Here is a 15,134-nt window from a genome sequence, read left to right on the forward strand (position 1 = left end):
TACTTGTGAGTAAAGGTTCGCGAGCCTGCGACATTCTGTCAACCGAAGTTTCGCAAATCCCGCGAGTTTCGATAAACCCTTGCCGCCTCAGACCTTTCCCTCGGCCTTCAGCCCGGCCCAGGTCGGGCGCGGCAGGTCAAAGCGGTCGTGGGTGCGGATGTATTCCGCCCCGAAACTGCGGGCGACAAGGTCCAGCGCGTCGGTGTCGACATGCGCGCGCTCGGGGTTTTTCAGATAGGCGTCGTCGATATGCACCGCCAGCACCCGGCCGATCACCACGGTCTGACACGGCCCCGTCACCACCGACGACAGCGCCCGACACTCGAAGGCCACCGGGCTGTCCGCGATCCGGGGCGGCACGACATGCGCGCTCGGCAGCACCGCCAACCCGGCCAAGGCCAGCTCGTCCACCCCGCGCGGGGCGTCCGCCGAGGTCAGGTTCATCGCGGCGACCAGCCGCTCCGGCACCAGGTTCACCACGAACTCTCCGGTCTCCAGGATGTTCAGCGCGGTGTCCTTGAACCCCCTGCCAGGGGCTGCCATCAGGCCCAGCGCCACGGTCGGCGGGGCCGATCCCATGACGTTGAAAAAGGAATAGGGTGCTCCGTTCACGCCTTGCGCGCCCTGCGTCACCACCCAGGCGATGGGCCGGGGAATCACCGTCGCGGCCAGCAGCTTGTAGGCGATGGCTTCCGGCACCTGATCCAGATCGTAGCGCATCAGACCTCCCTCGCTGCCGGTTTGGCTTGAGTGTCCACCCCCGGTGCGAACACATCGGGCCGGGCATAATGCCCCGTCACGTCGAAATCAAACCTTGCCCGCATCACCTCGGCCGGGTCGATCTGCGCCCACCCCTTCCGGCGTGCCCAGAGGCTCGGACCTCAGCCAGTATTCCCGGCGCGACTTCGACTACATCGCAAAACTGATGAACGACCGACCCCGAAAGACCCTCGGCTGGCGAACCCCAGCCGAAGCCTTCGCCGAGGAAATCGCAAAAAGCGTTGCAATTGGAACTTGAGTTAACCAATCCCTAACGTCCACAGCTAACCCATTGAAATCCTTTGCGGCCTCCACCGCGCCGCGCGCGGCGCGGGCTCAGCGGTTCACATCCACCACCACCCGTCCCTGCACGCCTCCCTTCAGGATCGCAGCGCCCAAGGCAGGCACCTCCCCCAGACCCACCTCCCGGACCATTGCCTCCAGCTTCCCCATCGGCAGGTCCGCGACCACCCGCCCCCAGGCCCGCACCCGCCGCTCGAAGGGGACGGTCACGGAATCGATCCCCAGCAGGTTCACCCCCCGCAGCAGGAACGGGATGACCGAGGCCGGCAGCGCCGCCCCCCCCGCCAGCCCCACCGCCGCGACCGAGGCGCCGTGCTTCATCTGCCCCAGCACCCGCGCCAGCATCGCGCCGCCCACCGCATCCACGCATCCCGCCCAGGTCTCGCTCTCCAGCGGTCGCTTCACCGTCTCGGCCAGGTCAGCCCGCGGCACGATCCGCGAGGCGCCAAGGTCGCGCAGATACCCCTCAGTCTCTGCCCGCCCCGTCACCGCCGCGACCTGATAGCCCAGACCAGCCAGCACCGCGACAGCCACCGAGCCCACGCCGCCCGAGGCGCCCGTCACCAGCACCTCGCCCTTGTCCGGCGTCAGCCCATGCTCCTCCAGCGCCATCACCGCCAGCATCGCCGTGAACCCCGCCGTCCCCACCGCCATCGCCTGCCGCGTGGTGAGGCCCGAGGGCAGCGGCACCAGCCAGTCCGCCCTGACCCGCGCCTTCTGGGCATAGCCGCCCCAATGGATCTCTCCCACCCGCCAGCCGGTCAGCACCACCTTGTCGCCGGGCCTGTAGCGGGCATCCTCCGACGCCTCGACCGTCCCGGCAAAGTCGATCCCCGCCACATGCGGCCAGGACCGGACGATCCCCCCGCCGGTCGGCGACAGCGCCAACCCGTCCTTGTAGTTCAGCGTCGAATACTCGACCGCCACCGTCACGTCCCCCGCAGGCAGGGCGCTTTCGTCCAGCTCTCGCAGATGCGCCACGGCGGCATCGCCTTCCTTCTCCAGAACCAGTGCGCGGAACATGATCGCCTCCCTTGTTGACCGGCGCCAGTCGGCCCGGTGGAAGCCGGATTGTCAACCCGCGCCGCCTGGGCCACCTTGCCCGGAAAGGAGACCCGCATGACCCAGGAACACATCGGTTTCGCAGGCTTGGGCCTGATGGGCCACGGCATGGCGAAGAACATCGTGGAGAAGGGATACCCCCTGACCGTCACCGCCCACCGCAACCGCGCGCCCGTCGATGACCTGATCGCGCGCGGCGCGACCGAGGCGACCATCGAAGACCTCGCCGCACGCTGCACGATCATCTTCCTCACCCTCCCCGGCTCGCCTCAGGTCTCCGAGGCCGTAGCGAAGATGATCCCCCACCTGAAGCCCGGCGCGGTGATCGTGGACTGCTCCACCTCCGACCCCACGGTCACCGAACGCCTCGCCGCCAACCTCGCCGCCAAAGGTGTCCACTTCGCCGACGCCCCCCTGTCGCGGACGCCCAAGGAGGCGTGGGAGGGCACGCTCGACTGCATGGTGGGGGCCGAGCCCGACATCTTCGCCCGCATCCAGCCCGTCATCGCCACCTGGGCCGGGAAGATCGTCCATATCGGGCGGGTGGGCGACGGGCACCGGATGAAGCTTCTGAACAACTTCCTCTCCCTCGGCTACGCCGCGATCTATGCCGAGGCGCTGGCGCTGGCCGCCAAGGTCGGCATCTCCACCGCCACGTTCGACAGCGTGATCCGCGGGGGCCGGATGGACTGCGGCTTTTACCAGACCTTCATGGGCTACGCGCTGGAGGGCAACCGCGAGGCGCACCGCTTCACCCTGTCGAACGCCTACAAGGACCTGCGCTATCTGGAGAGCATGGCCAACGCCGCCACCGTCACCACCACGATGGCGAGCGCGGCGAAGAACAGCTTCGCATCAGCGGTGGCGCAGGGCGGTGCGGGGCCGGAGGACTATGTGCCCCACCTGACGGATTTCGTCGCATGGGCGAATGGGGTGAAACGCTAGAGTTTCTTCTGGATCCCGGCGTCCTTCAGGATGCCGTTGGCCGTGTGGCGGCTCATGATCTTGTGCGGGACGGTCACGGTCGGCTTGCCGTCGTCATGGCACCATTTCTGGTGTTTCGATCCGCCGTCATGGTAATAGCCCGCCTCGGCCAGAAGCCGCACCACCTCGTCGTAGAAGCCCTTGACCACCCTCAGGCCGCCGCTGCGCCGCCGGTCTGAGGGGCGCGGAACCTGATCCAGGGGATCAGCTCGGACAGCGACCGCTGCGCGAGGTCGCGTTTGGTGATGTGGTTTTCCACGATCAGCTGCGGCCCGAGCTCGGCCGCCGCGGCCTCGAATTCCTCAAGCGTTTCGGCCTCGACATGCAGGCCGATGATGTCGCTTTCCGAGACCCAGACCCCGGCCTCGGAATCCCAGACGGCCTTGACGTAGAATTCAAGGGGTTTCATCGGTAGCTCCTGTTCGCTTGCACTATGCAGCGAGACTGCGGCCAAGATATGGCCCTGCTCCGCACGGATGCAACAGGAAGGTTAGGAATGCGTTCCCTTCGCGCCCCTCACCCGCACTTCGAATGCCCGCACGACCCGCAGGTCAGGCAGCCCTCGACCATCCGCAGATCATACGACCCGCAGGCCGGGCAGGCCTTGCCCTTCGGAGCCTCTCCGACCCGCAAAAGCTCCGCCTTGGGGTCAGACTTCAGCCCCAGCCCCTCGCCCGCGATGAAACCGATGTCGATCAGGTGGCGTTCGATCACGCCTCCGATGGCCGCCAGAATAGACGGGATGTAGCGGCCCTCCATCCAGGCCCCGCCGCGGGGGTCGAAGACGGCTTTCAGCTCCTCGACCACGAACGAGATATCCCCGCCCCGCCGGAAGACGGCCGAGATCATCCGGGTCAGCGCCACGGTCCAGGCGTAATGCTCCATGTTCTTCGAGTTGATGAACACCTCGAAGGGCCGCCGGTGGCCTGCCGTCACGATGTCGTTGATCGTGATATACAGGGCGTGTTCCGTGCCCGGCCATTTCAGCTTGTAGGTCCGCCCCTCCAGCGCCGCAGGCCGGTCGAGCGGTTCGGACAGATACACGACCTCCCCGCCCCGGACCTGATCCGGGGCCTCCCCCGGCACCTTTTCCGAGGACTCGGACACGGTCAGAACACTCCCCGTCACCTCGTTCGGCCGGTAGGTCGTGCAGCCCTTGCAGCCCTGATCCCAGGCGGCCATGTAGACCTCCTTGAAATCGTCAAAGCTGATGTCCGCCGGGCAGTTGATCGTCTTGGAAATCGAGGAATCGACCCATTTCTGCGCCGCCGCCTGCATCCGCACATGGTCGAGCGGCGGCAGGGTCTGGGCGTTGACGAAATGGTCCGGCAGGGGCGCATCGCCGAACTTCTCGCGCCAGAGGCGGACGGCGTAGTCCACCACTTCCTCCTCGGTGCGGGAGCCGTCCTTCTGCAACACCTTGCGGGTGTAGGCATAGGCGAAGACCGGCTCGATGCCCGACGACACGTTCCCGGCGTAAAGCGAGATCGTCCCGGTCGGCGCGATCGAGGTCAGGAGCGCATTGCGGATCCCATGCGCCCGGATCGCCTCACGCACATCGGCGTCCATCCGGGCCATGTTGCCCGAGGCCAGATAGCGTTCGGCGTCGAACAGCGGGAAGGCCCCCTTTTCCCTGGAGAGGTCCACGCTGGCGAGATAGGCCGACCGAGCGATGGCATGCATCCAGATCTCGGTGACGCGCGTGGCCTCCTCGGACCCGTAGCGCAGACCGACCATCAGCAGCGCATCGGCAAGGCCCGTGACCCCCAGCCCGATCCGCCGCTTGGCTTTCGCCTCGGCCTGCTGTTCGGGCAAGGGAAAGCGGCTGACATCGACCACGTTGTCCATCGCCCGGACGGCGGTGCGGACCAGACGGTCCAGCGCCTTCATGTCCATGCTGGAATGCGCGTCGAAGGGATCCTTCACCAGCGTCGGCAGGTTGACCGACCCCAGCAGGCAGGCGCCATAGGGCGGCAGGGGCTGCTCGCCGCAGGGGTTGGTGGCGGCAATGGTCTCGCAATAGTTCAGGTTGTTCATCGCGTTGATGCGGTCGATGAAGATCACCCCCGGCTCGGCATAGTCGAAGGTGGACCGCATGATCTTGTTCCACAGGTCGCGCGCCTGAAGGGTGCGATACACCTTGCCGCCGAAGACCAGCTCCCACGGGCCGTCGGCCTTGACGGCGGCCATGAAGGCATCGGTGACCAGAACCGACAGGTTGAACATGCGCAGCCGCGCGGGGTCGCGCTTGGCCTCGATGAAGGCCTCGATGTCGGGGTGGTCGCAGCGCATCGTCGCCATCATCGCGCCGCGACGGCTGCCCGCGGACATGATCGTCCGGCACATCGCGTCCCAGACATCCATGAAGGACAAGGGCCCCGAGGCATCCGCCGCCACCCCCTTCACCTCGGCCCCGCGCGGGCGGATGGTGGAGAAATCATAGCCGATCCCGCCGCCCTGCTGCATGGTCAGCGCGGCCTCTTTCAGCGCGGTGAAGATGCCCTCCATCGTGTCGGGGATCGTGCCCATGACAAAGCAGTTGAACAGCGTGACGCTGCGCCCCGTCCCCGCGCCCGCCGTGATCCGGCCCGCAGGCAGGAACTTGAACCCTTCAAGCGCCGCGTAGAACTCCGCCTCCCACTTCGCGGGGTCCTGCTCCACCTCGGCCAGGGCGCGCGCGATCCGTCGCCAGGTATCCTCCACGCTGCCGTCGATGGGTGTCCCGTCCGCCTCCTTGAAGCGGTACTTCATGTCCCAGATGGCTTCGGCAATGGGGGCATGGAATCGCGACATCGGGGCGAATCTTTCTGTCTGTTGTGGATAAGTGCGGCGAAGGACCCAAGATACGCCCCAAGCCCCCTCGGGTCAACTTGAAGCCCCCGCCGCAGGCCCTATGATCCGCCGCATGATCCACCTCCTGAAACTCTGCGTCGGCGCCGACTCGGTCGAGGACCTCATCGACTGGCAGCGTGAGCAACGCCCGCATTGGCCCGAAGGCCGCGCGATCCACGTCACCCGCATGTGGCCCAAGCGCGAGGCCGAGGTGCTGGAAGGCTCGCTCTACTGGGTCATCAAGGGTGCGATCCTGGCCCGCCAGCGCATCCTCGACCTGCAAGAGGTGAACCTCGGCGACGGCATCCCGCGCTGCGCCCTGGTGCTGGATCAGGAGGTCATCCGCACCGAAGCCGCTGCCCGCCGCCCCTTCCAGGGCTGGCGCTACCTTGACCCGAAAGAGGCCCCGCGCGACCTGCCCAGGGGCCGGGCCAAGGATGACCCGCTGCCGCCGAAACTGGCGCAGGCCCTGGCGGAACTGGGCCTGCACTGACCCCGCCGGGGACCCGCGGTCACGCTAGAACGGCGACCGGACACCCAGCCGCTGCGCCAGCTGCTCCATCGCCGCCCGGTCCTCCGCCGACCACTCCGCCATCCGGCTGGCCCAAAGCACCGCCTGGCTGGAATGGATCAACCCGTCCGACAGGATGCGCAGGTGGTTGGCCCGCAGGGTCTCGCCCGACGAGGTGATGTCGGCGATGCACTCCGCCGTCCCGTTCTTCACCGTGCCTTCGGTCGCGCCCTGGCTGTCCACCAGCTGATAATCCGCAACCCCTTGCGCCTGAAGGAATTCCCGCACCAGCCGGTGATACTTGGTGGCGATCCGCAGCCGGTGGCCATGCACCTTGCGGAAGGCGGCGGCGGCGGCGTCCAGATCGTCCACCGTTTCCACGTCGATCCAGACGTTCGGCACCGCGATCACCAGATCGGCCTTCCCGAAACCCAGCTTCGCCACCTCGGCCACCTCGTCCTCGGCCAGCTGCTCGCGCACGAGGTCCGACCCGGTCACGCCCAGGTGAATCCGCCCGGCGGCCAGTTCACGCGGGATTTCCCCTGCGGACAGCAGCACCGGGACCACACCCTCCACGCCTTCCACGACGCCCGAATACTCCCGGTCGGACCCGGAGCGCCTCATCATCACGCCCCGTGCGCCGAACCAGTCGAAGCAATCCTGCATCAGCCGCCCCTTGGACGGCACGCCCAGCCGGATCATGCCAGCGCCCCCTTCAGCCGCGCGACGAGGCCGGGCCGGATCACGCCCCCCACCGCCGGGATGAAGGCGCCCGCCCCCAGCACCGCCGTCAGCGCGTCATAGCGCCCGCCACTGGCCACGGGCGGCATACCCTCGGCCAGAAAGCTGAAGACGAAGCCGTCATAGTATTCCAGCGCCGTCCGCCCGTGGCTGGCCTCGAAGGCCAGCGTCGCCACATCGACGCCCCTCGCGGCCAGAGCCTCCAGCCGCGCGGCGAAACGGTCCACCGCAGGGGCGATGGCGGGCAGCATCGGGGTGATCCCGCGCAGATGGGCCAGGGCATGGGCCGCAGGGGCCTCCAGCGACAGAAGGTCGTAGAGCAGCGCCGCCTCGGTCGCCCGGATCGGCGGGGTTTCGGCATCGGCGACCAGAGCCTCGGCCCGGGTGGCGATTTCCTCGGCAGAGCGCAGGCCGACGAAGGTGCCGGCTTCCGCGATCAGCTGCGCCGGGCTTCCCGCCTTAAGCCGTTCCAGCAGCGCCAGCCGCCCCGCCGGAACCGAAGCCCGCCCGGCAAAGCGATCCAGCAGCGCCTTGAACCGGTGCGGCCGCCAGACATGGCGCAAGAGCGCCGCCTTCCGCCGCTCGCTGGTCTCCAGCCCCCGGACGGCGGCCATCAGGATGCCGATGTCGCCGGTGACGGGGCGCAGGTCCAGGCCGGCCAGAAGGTCGCGGAACAGCGCAAAGACCTCGGCATCCGCCACTTCGGGCGCTGCGCGGTCAAACACCTCGTAGCCGACCTGAAGGTATTCGCTGGCCCGGCCCGAACCGCGCGCCTGCTTGCGGAAGACCTCGCCCAGATAGGCATAGCGCGCCGGTTCCGCGCCGTGGGCCATGTGCGCCTGCACCACGGGGACGGTGAAATCGGGGCGCAGCATCATCTCGCCGCGCACCGGATCGTCGGTCACATAGGCCCGTGCCCGGATGTCCTCGCCATACAGGTCCAGCAGCGTGCCCGCCGGTTGCAGGATATCCGCCTCGACCGGCACCGCCCCCGCCTGCACGAAGGCCGCCAGCAGCCGCTCGCCCTCGGCCCGGATGGCGGCCTTGGGGGTCATTGGCCCAGCATCTTCCGGACCGCCGCCACCAGATCGGCGCGCGGCACCTCGACCTGCGCGGGGCGGTCCTTCCATTCTTCCAGCGTGGCGCTTTCGGCGATCTTCGCACCCAGGATCAGGTCCTTGAGGATCACCGTCCCCTTCGCCGCCTCGTCCCCGCCCTGGATCACCGCCACCGGCGATTGCCGCTTGTCGGCGTATTTCAGCTGGTTGCCGAAGTTCTTCGGATTGCCCAGATAGACCTCGGCCCGGATGCCCGCCTGCCGCAACTCGCCGACCATGGCCATGTAATCGGCCATCCGGTCGCGGTCCATCACGGTCACGACGACTGGCCCGGCCGTCTCGCCCCCGACGCGCCCCTTCGCCCGCAGCGCCGCGAGAAGGCGGTCCACCCCGATGGACACCCCCGTCGCGGGCACATCCTGCCCGGTGAAGCGTTTCACCAGCCCATCATACCGTCCGCCCCCGGCGACCGAGCCGAAGTTGCGCGGACGGCCCTTCTCGTCGGTGATCTGGAAGGTCAGTTCCGCCTCATAGACCGGCCCGGTATAGTAGCCGAGGCCCCGGACCACGCCGGGGTCCAGCATGATCCGGTCCGGCCCGTATCCTTGCGCGTCGAGCAGCGCCGCGATGGCTTCCAGTTCGGACACACCCTCGGCCCCGATCACCGAGCCGCCGACCAGCTCGCGCAGCCGAGCCACCGTCGCGGCTCCCGCGTCGCGCTTGGCCGAGGTGAAGCCCATCACCACTTCGGCCTGTTCGGTGCCCAGACCGGCGCCCCTGGTGAAGTCGCCGCTCTCGTCCTTGCGGCCCTCGCCCAGGAGCGCCCGGACACCCTCTGGCCCCAGACGGTCGATCTTGTCGATGGCCCGCAACACGATGCCGCGTTCGGCCTCCTTGTCGTCACCCGCCAGCCCCGCGACCTCCATCACGCCATTCAGGACCTTGCGGTTATTGACCTTCACCACATAGTCGCCGCGGGGGATGCCGACTTCTTCCAGCGCATCGGCCAGCATGGCGCAGATTTCGGCGTCCGCCGCCACGGAAGCCGACCCCACCGTGTCGGCGTCGCACTGGTAGAACTGGCGAAAGCGGCCCGGACCCGGTTTCTCGTTCCGCCAGACCGGGCCCATCGCGTAGCGGCGGTAGGGGGAGGGGAGGTCGTTCCGGTACTGGGCCGCGACCCGCGCCAGCGGGGCGGTGAGGTCGTACCTCAGGGCCAGCCAGTCGCCCTCCTCCTCCCAGGCAAAGACGCCTTCGTTCGGGCGGTCCACGTCGGGCAGGAACTTGCCGAGGGCCTCGACGGTTTCCACGGCGGAGGTTTCCAGCGGGTCGAACCCGTAGCGATGATAGACCCCCGCGATGCGGTCGAGCATGGCCTTGCGTTCGGTGACCTCGGCCCCGAAGTAGTCGCGGAATCCCTTCGGGGTCTCGGCGCGGGGGCGGCGGGGTTTGTCGGCCATGGGCGGGACCTTCGCTTTTGATCGGGGTCCGTGTATCCCGTGGGAGAGAGGCGGGCAAGCGGGGGGTGCGATGGACCGGGTCGAGGCTCTGGAGGAACGGGTGGCCCACCTGATGCGGGCGGTGGAGGATCTGTCGGACGTGGTGGCCCGGCAGGCGGGGGAGATCGCGGGGCTGGAGCGGCGGGTTCGGCTGCTGATGGAGCGGGCTGCGGAGGAGGAGGCCCTGGGGGGAGCCCCTCCGGAGGCGAACGTCCGCCCGCCGCACTGGTGAGCGCGCCGCGCGCGGCGCGGTGGAGGCCGCAAAGGATTCCAAGGGGTTAGCTGTGGGCGTTAGGGGTTTGTTAAGCTTTTGCTGCCATCATTTTCCTGAGTGCTGCCCTACAACTTTGGCTTGTCTCGCATTGCGTCTAAGGTTGATATTGCCTTGAGTAGCGGCCTTTTCAGGACCTAACGAATGAACAAAACTGAGCGTTTGAAGTTACTTTTGGAGAAAGGTCACTTTCCCGCAGAACTTCCACCACCTTTCAACACAGCGGACTTTGCCAAATACCGAAAGTCACTCGCGGCGGCTTGGCCGAACAACGATCCGCCCAAGACTGCACCGGAAGTTTACAACACTCAGCGGCTCGGCTGGAAGCGGCGAAGCTTAGCGATTGTGAATCCAATTTCGCAGTATCACCTGAGCAAGACGATCGCAGACAACTGGATTGCAATTAAGACCTTCCTAGACACAAGCAAGATTTCGCTAGACAGCGCAAACCTAGTGAAAGAAGCAACTAGAGCCGTACCCAAACCTGATTTCTCCCGGATTGAGTTCATGAAGCTCAATGCAGGTGGGGACTTCGACCACATTCTCATAAGTGATATCTCTAGGTTTTATGGAACGATTTACACACATACACTACCTTGGGCCTTTACTGGCAAGGCATGGTGTAAAAGCCATGTTAACTCGCCTCTACTAAAGGCCACGATAGGTGATCAACTGGACCGTGCCGTTCGAAAAGGACAAGACAATCAAACTATAGGCATTCCGATTGGACCCGATACGTCTAGGATTCTATCTGAAATTGTAGCAATTGGAATCGAGAGAGAATTCCTTAGATTGGCAAATCCAGAGATCGGCAGTGCGTATAGATTCGTTGATGATTGGTTCATCGGTCACAACTCAGCTCAAGCCGCCGAGTCTGCCATTCGCTTTCTAGCGGAGGCTTGTGCCGAATTTGAGCTAGAATTAAATCTTGAAAAGACCAGCGTGATAAACGCCAAGGACGAAATTGTTGAAGTGTGGCCCAATGAACTCTTAGAACTAGTAGTAAACCACACCAAAGCCAGTGAGCAAGCCCGTCAATTAAATCGATTCTTCCCAAAAGCATTCAGTTTAGCGAAGGAGAAGCCAGGGAGCAACGTAATGGACTATGCTCTGAAAGCTTCGCGCTCGTTCAGGATTGGCAAGGATACCTATCCACTCTTTGAAAGCTACATCTTAAGGAGCGCGCGGGCTTATCCCATTACGCTCCCTACAGTCGTACAGATACTAGTTAACTACAAGAAAGACAGGGCGCCAGTCAATCTAGCGCGCTGCAAGAAGTTGATTGTGGATGAAATCAAAAGATCCGCGCCACTTCGCCATACAGCGGAAGTTTCGTGGGCACTCTTCCTTGCCAAAGCTCTAGGCATTGCAATACCCTCTTTGGAGCTTGATGTGATTGTGCGAACAGACAACGCCACGTGGGCACTGTTGGTGCTGGATCTTGAGCAGCGCGGCTTGATTGACGGAGTCTTGGACAAGACCTATTGGACAAGTCTTATGGTCGACGGTAGCTTGTATACCGCCAATTGGCTCCTTGTTTACGAGGCTGATCTTAAGGGCTGGCTCACGCCTGCGGACCCAAACTTGATTAGCAACAATCCATGGTTCAAACCCCTTAAAGCGAAGAAGGTTAGCTTCTACGACACCAACAGGAATGTTGAGACATTCAAGAAGTCTAGATCAACTTCTATATCAGCTGCGAAAATACGGCGAGCAGTGACGCAGTCCTGGCTGGAGGCATTCCTTCGCACAAGTTCAATACCTCCAAGCGAAGTTGCGGCTCCATGATTGGCTAGGTCACACCCTCCCAAACCACTCCTCCACCTTGTCCAGCACGTCGTCGATCAGGCCGGGGGACCTCGCCTGGGGGCCGGTGAAGCGGAGGAGCCAGCCGGTGGGGGTGGGCTCTCGGGTGATCGTCAGGCCTTGGCGGAGGCGGAGCAGCCTGCGGGGGCGGCGGGTTGTGGGGTTTGCGGGCTCGCGCGCGATGTCCAGCAGGACGGGGCGGAGGGCGGACCATTGGGTCTCCGGTCCCTTGCCCCCGTGCGGGTGGAGGGTGGCGGTGAGGAGGTCCTCATGCCCGCCGGTGATCGCGGCGGCGAGGGTGTCGAGTTGGCGGGTGGTGAGGGTTTCCGGGGCGGTGAGGAGGGGGCCGAGCGCCTCGACCACGGTCGCATGGGCGCGGAGGCGGCGGTGGGAGGATTTGGGCAGAGCGGGGAAGAGGGTGGCGATGGCGGCGTCGGGGGTGGGGAAGTGGCCCTCGGTCACGGCGTTCAGGATGAGGGCGGCCTTTTCCCACGGGGAGACGGGGGCGCGGATTTCGTTCTCGCTCACCATGGCGGTGAGGGCCTGGGCGAGGGACTGGGGGGAGCGGAGGAAGGCGGGGATGGTTTCGTGGCCGAGGGCGCGGGCTGCGGTGAGGCGGCGGAGGCCGGAGATGAGGCCGTAGCGGAAGGGCTCGCGGGGGGTGGAGAGGCGCCAGACCTCGATGGGGGTGCGCAGGCCCTCGGTCGCGATGGAGTGCTGGAGTTGGGCGAGGGCGTCGGGGTCGAGGGTGGTGCGGTCGCGGAGGAGGGCGGAGGGGTCGATTTCGGCGAGGGGGAGGTGGTGGAGAGGGTCCATGGCGCGTGCTCCTTTCTGCGGGAGGGAACGCCATGGGGGTTAAGGGGCGGTGAGGCGGGCGGGCGGTTATTCGGCCGGGACGGCCGCGCGGCGGGGCTTGAGGAAGGTGCGCTCCGCCCAGGTGTAGAGATGCGCGCCGATGATGCCGGTGATGATCGACAGGATCAGGGCGAGCCAGGGGCGGTGTTCGCCGAAGATTTTGTCGACGAGCGAGATCATCTGGTAGTGCGTCAGGTACATGAACATCGAGGCCCCGGCGATTTCGGCGATGAGGACCTTGACCGGGGCGGGGACGATGAGCGTGCGGATGAAGAGGACGACGGCGACCCCCCCGGCGACGTAGTAGGCGGCGGAGGTGAAGTGCCAGTAGGCGAAGATGGTGACCAGCGAGAGGGCGAAGGCGAAGAGGCGCGAGGGCAGGTCGCGGGCCTGGGCGAGGACCATGCCCAAGGCGAAGCACCAGCCGTAGTGCCAGGGGGTGCGGTCGTAGTTGTAGTCGCCGGTCCACTTGAGCTCGATCACATAGTCCAGCGCGGCGGTGAAGGCGAAGAAGGCGACGGCGCTGAGCATGGGCCGGGCGGCGAAGGCGCGGCGGACCGGGGCGAAGGAGAAGAACAGCGCGGCGAGGATCAGGATCTGGATGTAGAATTCCACGAAGTAGAAGGTGTAGCCGCGGATCGTGTCGGGGTCGAAGTAGTTCGAGACGAGCAGAAGCTCGGGCAGCTCGAACTTGCGGGTGGCGAGTTCCAGGAATACGCCGATCAGGATCGTGGGAATCGCGACGTAGCGGATGGTGCCCCAGAGGGTGCGGGTCGAGCCGGAGCGGATGATCTCGGGCAGCTGGAAGCGGGCGACGGAATAGCCTGCGAGCATGACGAGGAAATAGGCCGCACCCCAGTTGGGGGAGTAGACGAAGGCCTCGGTGTGCAAGGCCACGATGCAGATCATGAAGAAGGCGCGGGTCAGCGTCGCGGTTTCAAGGCGACGCCAGGAGGAGGCGTTGCTGCCGTCGGCATGGGCCTGAAGCTGGGCGACGGTCAGCTTTTCCCAGTCGTCGGGCAGCTGGCCGAAGCGGGATTCGTAGGCCAGCGAGAACTGGATGTAGTGAAGCGAGTCGCCGCCGAGCGAGTCGAAGCTGTCGTCGGGTGACACGTCCTGGCCCGGAAATTCACGGGTGAAGAGCGAGCGGACATCGGTGATCTCGCCCCTGGCCGGAGCGGTCGGGGGGGAAGTGACCTTGCGCAGGGCGAATTGCTCGGCCAGCACGCGGCGCTGGACCTTGCCGGTGCCGGTGACCGGCAGGGCGTCCAGCGCCATCACATGCAGCGCGGAACCGGCTGCGATCCCCATCTCGGCCAGCGCGGCGGTGGCGGCCTCTTTCACCTGGGCGGACTGGTCGGAGGTGCCGGCAAGGGCGACGAGGATGCCATCGCCCCGCTGGGCGTCGGGGACCTTGGCGACAGCGATCTGGAGCCCTGGCTTCAACCGGGCGCGGATGCGGTCTTCCAGCTGGTCGGGCACGACTTTCTGACCGCCGCAATTGATGAGATCATCGGCGCGCCCGTCGAAGAACAGATACCCGTCCTGAAGATGGCCGAGGTCGTTGGTCTGGAGCCAGCCCTCGGCGTCGGTCAGGTCGTGCAGCCCGTCGGCGTCGATGCGCGACCGGGCAACCTGCGGGCCGCGGATGCGGATGCGGCCATCGGCGGAAAGGGCGACTTCGCCCTGCCCCACGGGACGACCGACCGAGTCAAGCTGGGCATCGGTGGCCTCGGAGATGACAAGGAAGGTCGAGCGCGAGGCTTCGGTCAGGCCGTAGTGCTGCACGATCCGGGCCTTGGGGAACATCGCCCGGACCTGGCGCTTTTCGTCGGCCGTCATTGCCTGCGAGCCGATCTCCAGCCAGCGCAGCGCCTTGCCCGCGTTGCCGATGATCGCCGGATCGGCAAGCAGAATGCGCAACAGCGTCGGCACGGCAGAAAGCGCGTTGACCTCGCCCGCAGCCAGCATCCGCGCCAGTTCCATCGGATCGAAACCGCGCGGCGGCATGTAGGCGCGGCCGCCCACTGCGCTGACGGCCCGGTAGCGCGCCATGCCAAAGCTGAAGGTGGCCGGGACACCGACATATTCGCGAATCTCGGATGTCATCTGCATCACGTCGATGATGCGTTCGGTGGTGTAGCCAAGGTTGCGGTAAGTCAGCAGGATGCCCTTGGGCAGGCCTTCGGTTCCCGAGGTGTAGCTGACCTGGGCCGGGAGATCGTCCAGGATCACGGGATGCTGTGCGGTGAACCAGCCGGTCCGGTCGCCGGGGTCGATGGTGCGGTCGATCTGCAACCCGGGAAGCTGGTCGGCCTGCGCGGCACCCGACACCAGCACCAGCGGGCGCCGGGCTGCGTACAGCGCGAACAACTGTTCGACGAAGGCGATCGAGTTCCTGCGAACGACAGCCGTGGCCTGAAGCTTTCCGAAATCCATTCTTACTTCCTGCA

14 protein-coding genes and 1 pseudogene are annotated in these 15,134 nt (G+C 65.8%); 5 read left to right on the forward strand and 10 right to left on the reverse strand.

Annotated elements, in window-relative coordinates; genetic code table 11:
* Positions 1-87: 87 nt before the first annotated feature.
* Complete coding sequence (locus D5084_RS06485; protein WP_128514695.1) at positions 88-720, reverse strand: flavin reductase family protein; 633 nt, start codon at positions 718-720, stop codon at positions 88-90.
* A 145-nt stretch (positions 721-865) separates the two neighbouring features.
* Between D5084_RS06485 and D5084_RS18655 the strand changes: the two are divergent.
* Positions 866-1,018, forward strand: a pseudogene (locus tag D5084_RS18655) (IS30 family transposase); the annotation flags it as partial.
* A 77-nt stretch (positions 1,019-1,095) separates the two neighbouring features.
* On the opposite strand, the gene D5084_RS06490 reads toward D5084_RS18655, so the two are convergent.
* Positions 1,096-2,085, reverse strand: a complete 990-nt coding sequence (locus D5084_RS06490; RefSeq protein WP_128514696.1) for an MDR family oxidoreductase — start codon at positions 2,083-2,085, stop codon at positions 1,096-1,098.
* A 36-nt stretch (positions 2,086-2,121) separates the two neighbouring features.
* Between D5084_RS06490 and D5084_RS06495 the strand changes: the two genes are divergently transcribed.
* Positions 2,122-3,069, forward strand: a complete 948-nt coding sequence (locus tag D5084_RS06495; protein WP_274378870.1) for an NAD(P)-dependent oxidoreductase — start codon at positions 2,122-2,124, stop codon at positions 3,067-3,069.
* Here D5084_RS06495 and D5084_RS06500 read toward each other — a convergent pair.
* The 3 genes from D5084_RS06500 to D5084_RS06510 all read right to left on the reverse strand — a co-directional run bounded on the left by D5084_RS06500 (position 3,066) and on the right by D5084_RS06510 (position 5,901).
* Complete coding sequence (locus D5084_RS06500; RefSeq protein WP_128514698.1) at positions 3,066-3,257, reverse strand: type II toxin-antitoxin system HicA family toxin; 192 nt, start codon at positions 3,255-3,257, stop codon at positions 3,066-3,068. The two genes, D5084_RS06495 and D5084_RS06500, sit on opposite strands and share 4 nt — an antisense overlap.
* A gap of 2 nt (positions 3,258-3,259) precedes the next feature.
* Positions 3,260-3,517 (reverse strand): DUF1902 domain-containing protein, encoded by a 258-nt coding sequence (locus tag D5084_RS06505; protein WP_128514699.1) that lies wholly within the window; start codon positions 3,515-3,517, stop codon positions 3,260-3,262.
* A gap of 107 nt (positions 3,518-3,624) precedes the next feature.
* The gene (locus D5084_RS06510) at positions 3,625-5,901 is read right to left on the reverse strand and encodes an adenosylcobalamin-dependent ribonucleoside-diphosphate reductase (protein ID WP_128514700.1); all 2,277 of its coding nucleotides are present in this window, start codon (positions 5,899-5,901) and stop codon (positions 3,625-3,627) included.
* Between the two features lie 112 nt (positions 5,902-6,013).
* On the opposite strand from D5084_RS06510, the gene D5084_RS06515 reads away from it, so the two are divergent.
* Positions 6,014-6,433: a DUF1489 family protein gene (locus D5084_RS06515; protein WP_435532660.1), complete on the forward strand. Its 420-nt coding sequence runs from the start codon at positions 6,014-6,016 to the stop codon at positions 6,431-6,433.
* Positions 6,434-6,457: 24 nt separating this feature from the next.
* Here D5084_RS06515 and hisG read toward each other — a convergent pair whose 3' ends face one another.
* Genes hisG through hisS form a run of 3 tightly spaced genes read right to left on the reverse strand, consistent with a single transcriptional unit; the run spans position 6,458 to position 9,710 of the window.
* A complete protein-coding gene (gene hisG / locus D5084_RS06520) occupies positions 6,458-7,153 on the reverse strand; it encodes an ATP phosphoribosyltransferase (protein ID WP_128514701.1) in 696 nt (231 codons plus the stop codon).
* Positions 7,150-8,247 (reverse strand): ATP phosphoribosyltransferase regulatory subunit, encoded by a 1,098-nt coding sequence (locus D5084_RS06525; protein WP_128514702.1) that lies wholly within the window; start codon positions 8,245-8,247, stop codon positions 7,150-7,152. Before D5084_RS06525 ends, hisG begins: the two co-directional genes overlap by 4 nt.
* On the reverse strand, positions 8,244-9,710 hold the full coding sequence (hisS, locus tag D5084_RS06530) for a histidine--tRNA ligase (RefSeq protein ID WP_128514703.1): 1,467 nt from the start codon (positions 9,708-9,710) through the stop codon (positions 8,244-8,246). Before hisS ends, D5084_RS06525 begins: the two co-directional genes overlap by 4 nt.
* A 70-nt stretch (positions 9,711-9,780) precedes the next feature.
* Here hisS and D5084_RS06535 point away from each other — a divergent pair, with 70 nt between their 5' ends.
* Together D5084_RS06535 and D5084_RS06540 are read left to right on the forward strand one after the other, a co-directional pair.
* Positions 9,781-9,981, forward strand: a complete 201-nt coding sequence (locus D5084_RS06535; RefSeq protein WP_128514704.1) for a SlyX family protein — start codon at positions 9,781-9,783, stop codon at positions 9,979-9,981.
* Between the two features lie 183 nt (positions 9,982-10,164).
* Positions 10,165-11,808, forward strand: a complete 1,644-nt coding sequence (locus tag D5084_RS06540) for an RNA-directed DNA polymerase (protein WP_128514705.1) — start codon at positions 10,165-10,167, stop codon at positions 11,806-11,808.
* Between the two features lie 9 nt (positions 11,809-11,817).
* On the opposite strand, the gene D5084_RS06545 is transcribed toward D5084_RS06540, so the two are convergent.
* Together D5084_RS06545 and D5084_RS06550 are read right to left on the reverse strand one after the other, a co-directional pair.
* Positions 11,818-12,642, reverse strand: coding sequence for a ParB/RepB/Spo0J family partition protein (locus D5084_RS06545; protein ID WP_128514706.1), 825 nt, complete (start codon positions 12,640-12,642; stop codon positions 11,818-11,820).
* A gap of 66 nt (positions 12,643-12,708) precedes the next feature.
* Entirely contained in the window at positions 12,709-15,120 is a 2,412-nt protein-coding gene (locus D5084_RS06550; RefSeq protein WP_128514707.1) for an AMP-binding protein, read from the reverse strand.
* Between the last annotated feature and the right edge of the window lie 14 nt (positions 15,121-15,134).

Source organism: Tabrizicola thermarum (assembly GCF_003574395.1).
Lineage (GTDB): Bacteria > Pseudomonadota > Alphaproteobacteria > Rhodobacterales > Rhodobacteraceae > Tabrizicola > Tabrizicola thermarum.

Bases quoted from the DNA above. Each gene is read 5' to 3' on its own strand.
- D5084_RS06510 (WP_128514700.1), bottom strand. From the start codon at position 5,901: ATGTCGCGATTCCATGCCCCCATTGCCGAAGCCATCTGGGACATGAAG.
- D5084_RS06550 (WP_128514707.1), bottom strand. From the start codon at position 15,120: ATGGATTTCGGAAAGCTTCAGGCCACGGCTGTCGTTCGCAGGAACTCG.
- D5084_RS06490 (WP_128514696.1), bottom strand. From the start codon at position 2,085: ATGTTCCGCGCACTGGTTCTGGAGAAGGAAGGCGATGCCGCCGTGGCG.
- D5084_RS06535 (WP_128514704.1), top strand. From the start codon at position 9,781: ATGGACCGGGTCGAGGCTCTGGAGGAACGGGTGGCCCACCTGATGCGG.
- D5084_RS06515 (WP_435532660.1), top strand. From the start codon at position 6,014: ATGATCCACCTCCTGAAACTCTGCGTCGGCGCCGACTCGGTCGAGGAC.
- hisG (WP_128514701.1), bottom strand. From the start codon at position 7,153: ATGATCCGGCTGGGCGTGCCGTCCAAGGGGCGGCTGATGCAGGATTGC.
- D5084_RS06485 (WP_128514695.1), bottom strand. From the start codon at position 720: ATGCGCTACGATCTGGATCAGGTGCCGGAAGCCATCGCCTACAAGCTG.
- hisS (WP_128514703.1), bottom strand. From the start codon at position 9,710: ATGGCCGACAAACCCCGCCGCCCCCGCGCCGAGACCCCGAAGGGATTC.
- D5084_RS06540 (WP_128514705.1), top strand. From the start codon at position 10,165: ATGAACAAAACTGAGCGTTTGAAGTTACTTTTGGAGAAAGGTCACTTT.
- D5084_RS06505 (WP_128514699.1), bottom strand. From the start codon at position 3,517: ATGAAACCCCTTGAATTCTACGTCAAGGCCGTCTGGGATTCCGAGGCC.
- D5084_RS06545 (WP_128514706.1), bottom strand. From the start codon at position 12,642: ATGGACCCTCTCCACCACCTCCCCCTCGCCGAAATCGACCCCTCCGCC.
- D5084_RS06525 (WP_128514702.1), bottom strand. From the start codon at position 8,247: ATGACCCCCAAGGCCGCCATCCGGGCCGAGGGCGAGCGGCTGCTGGCG.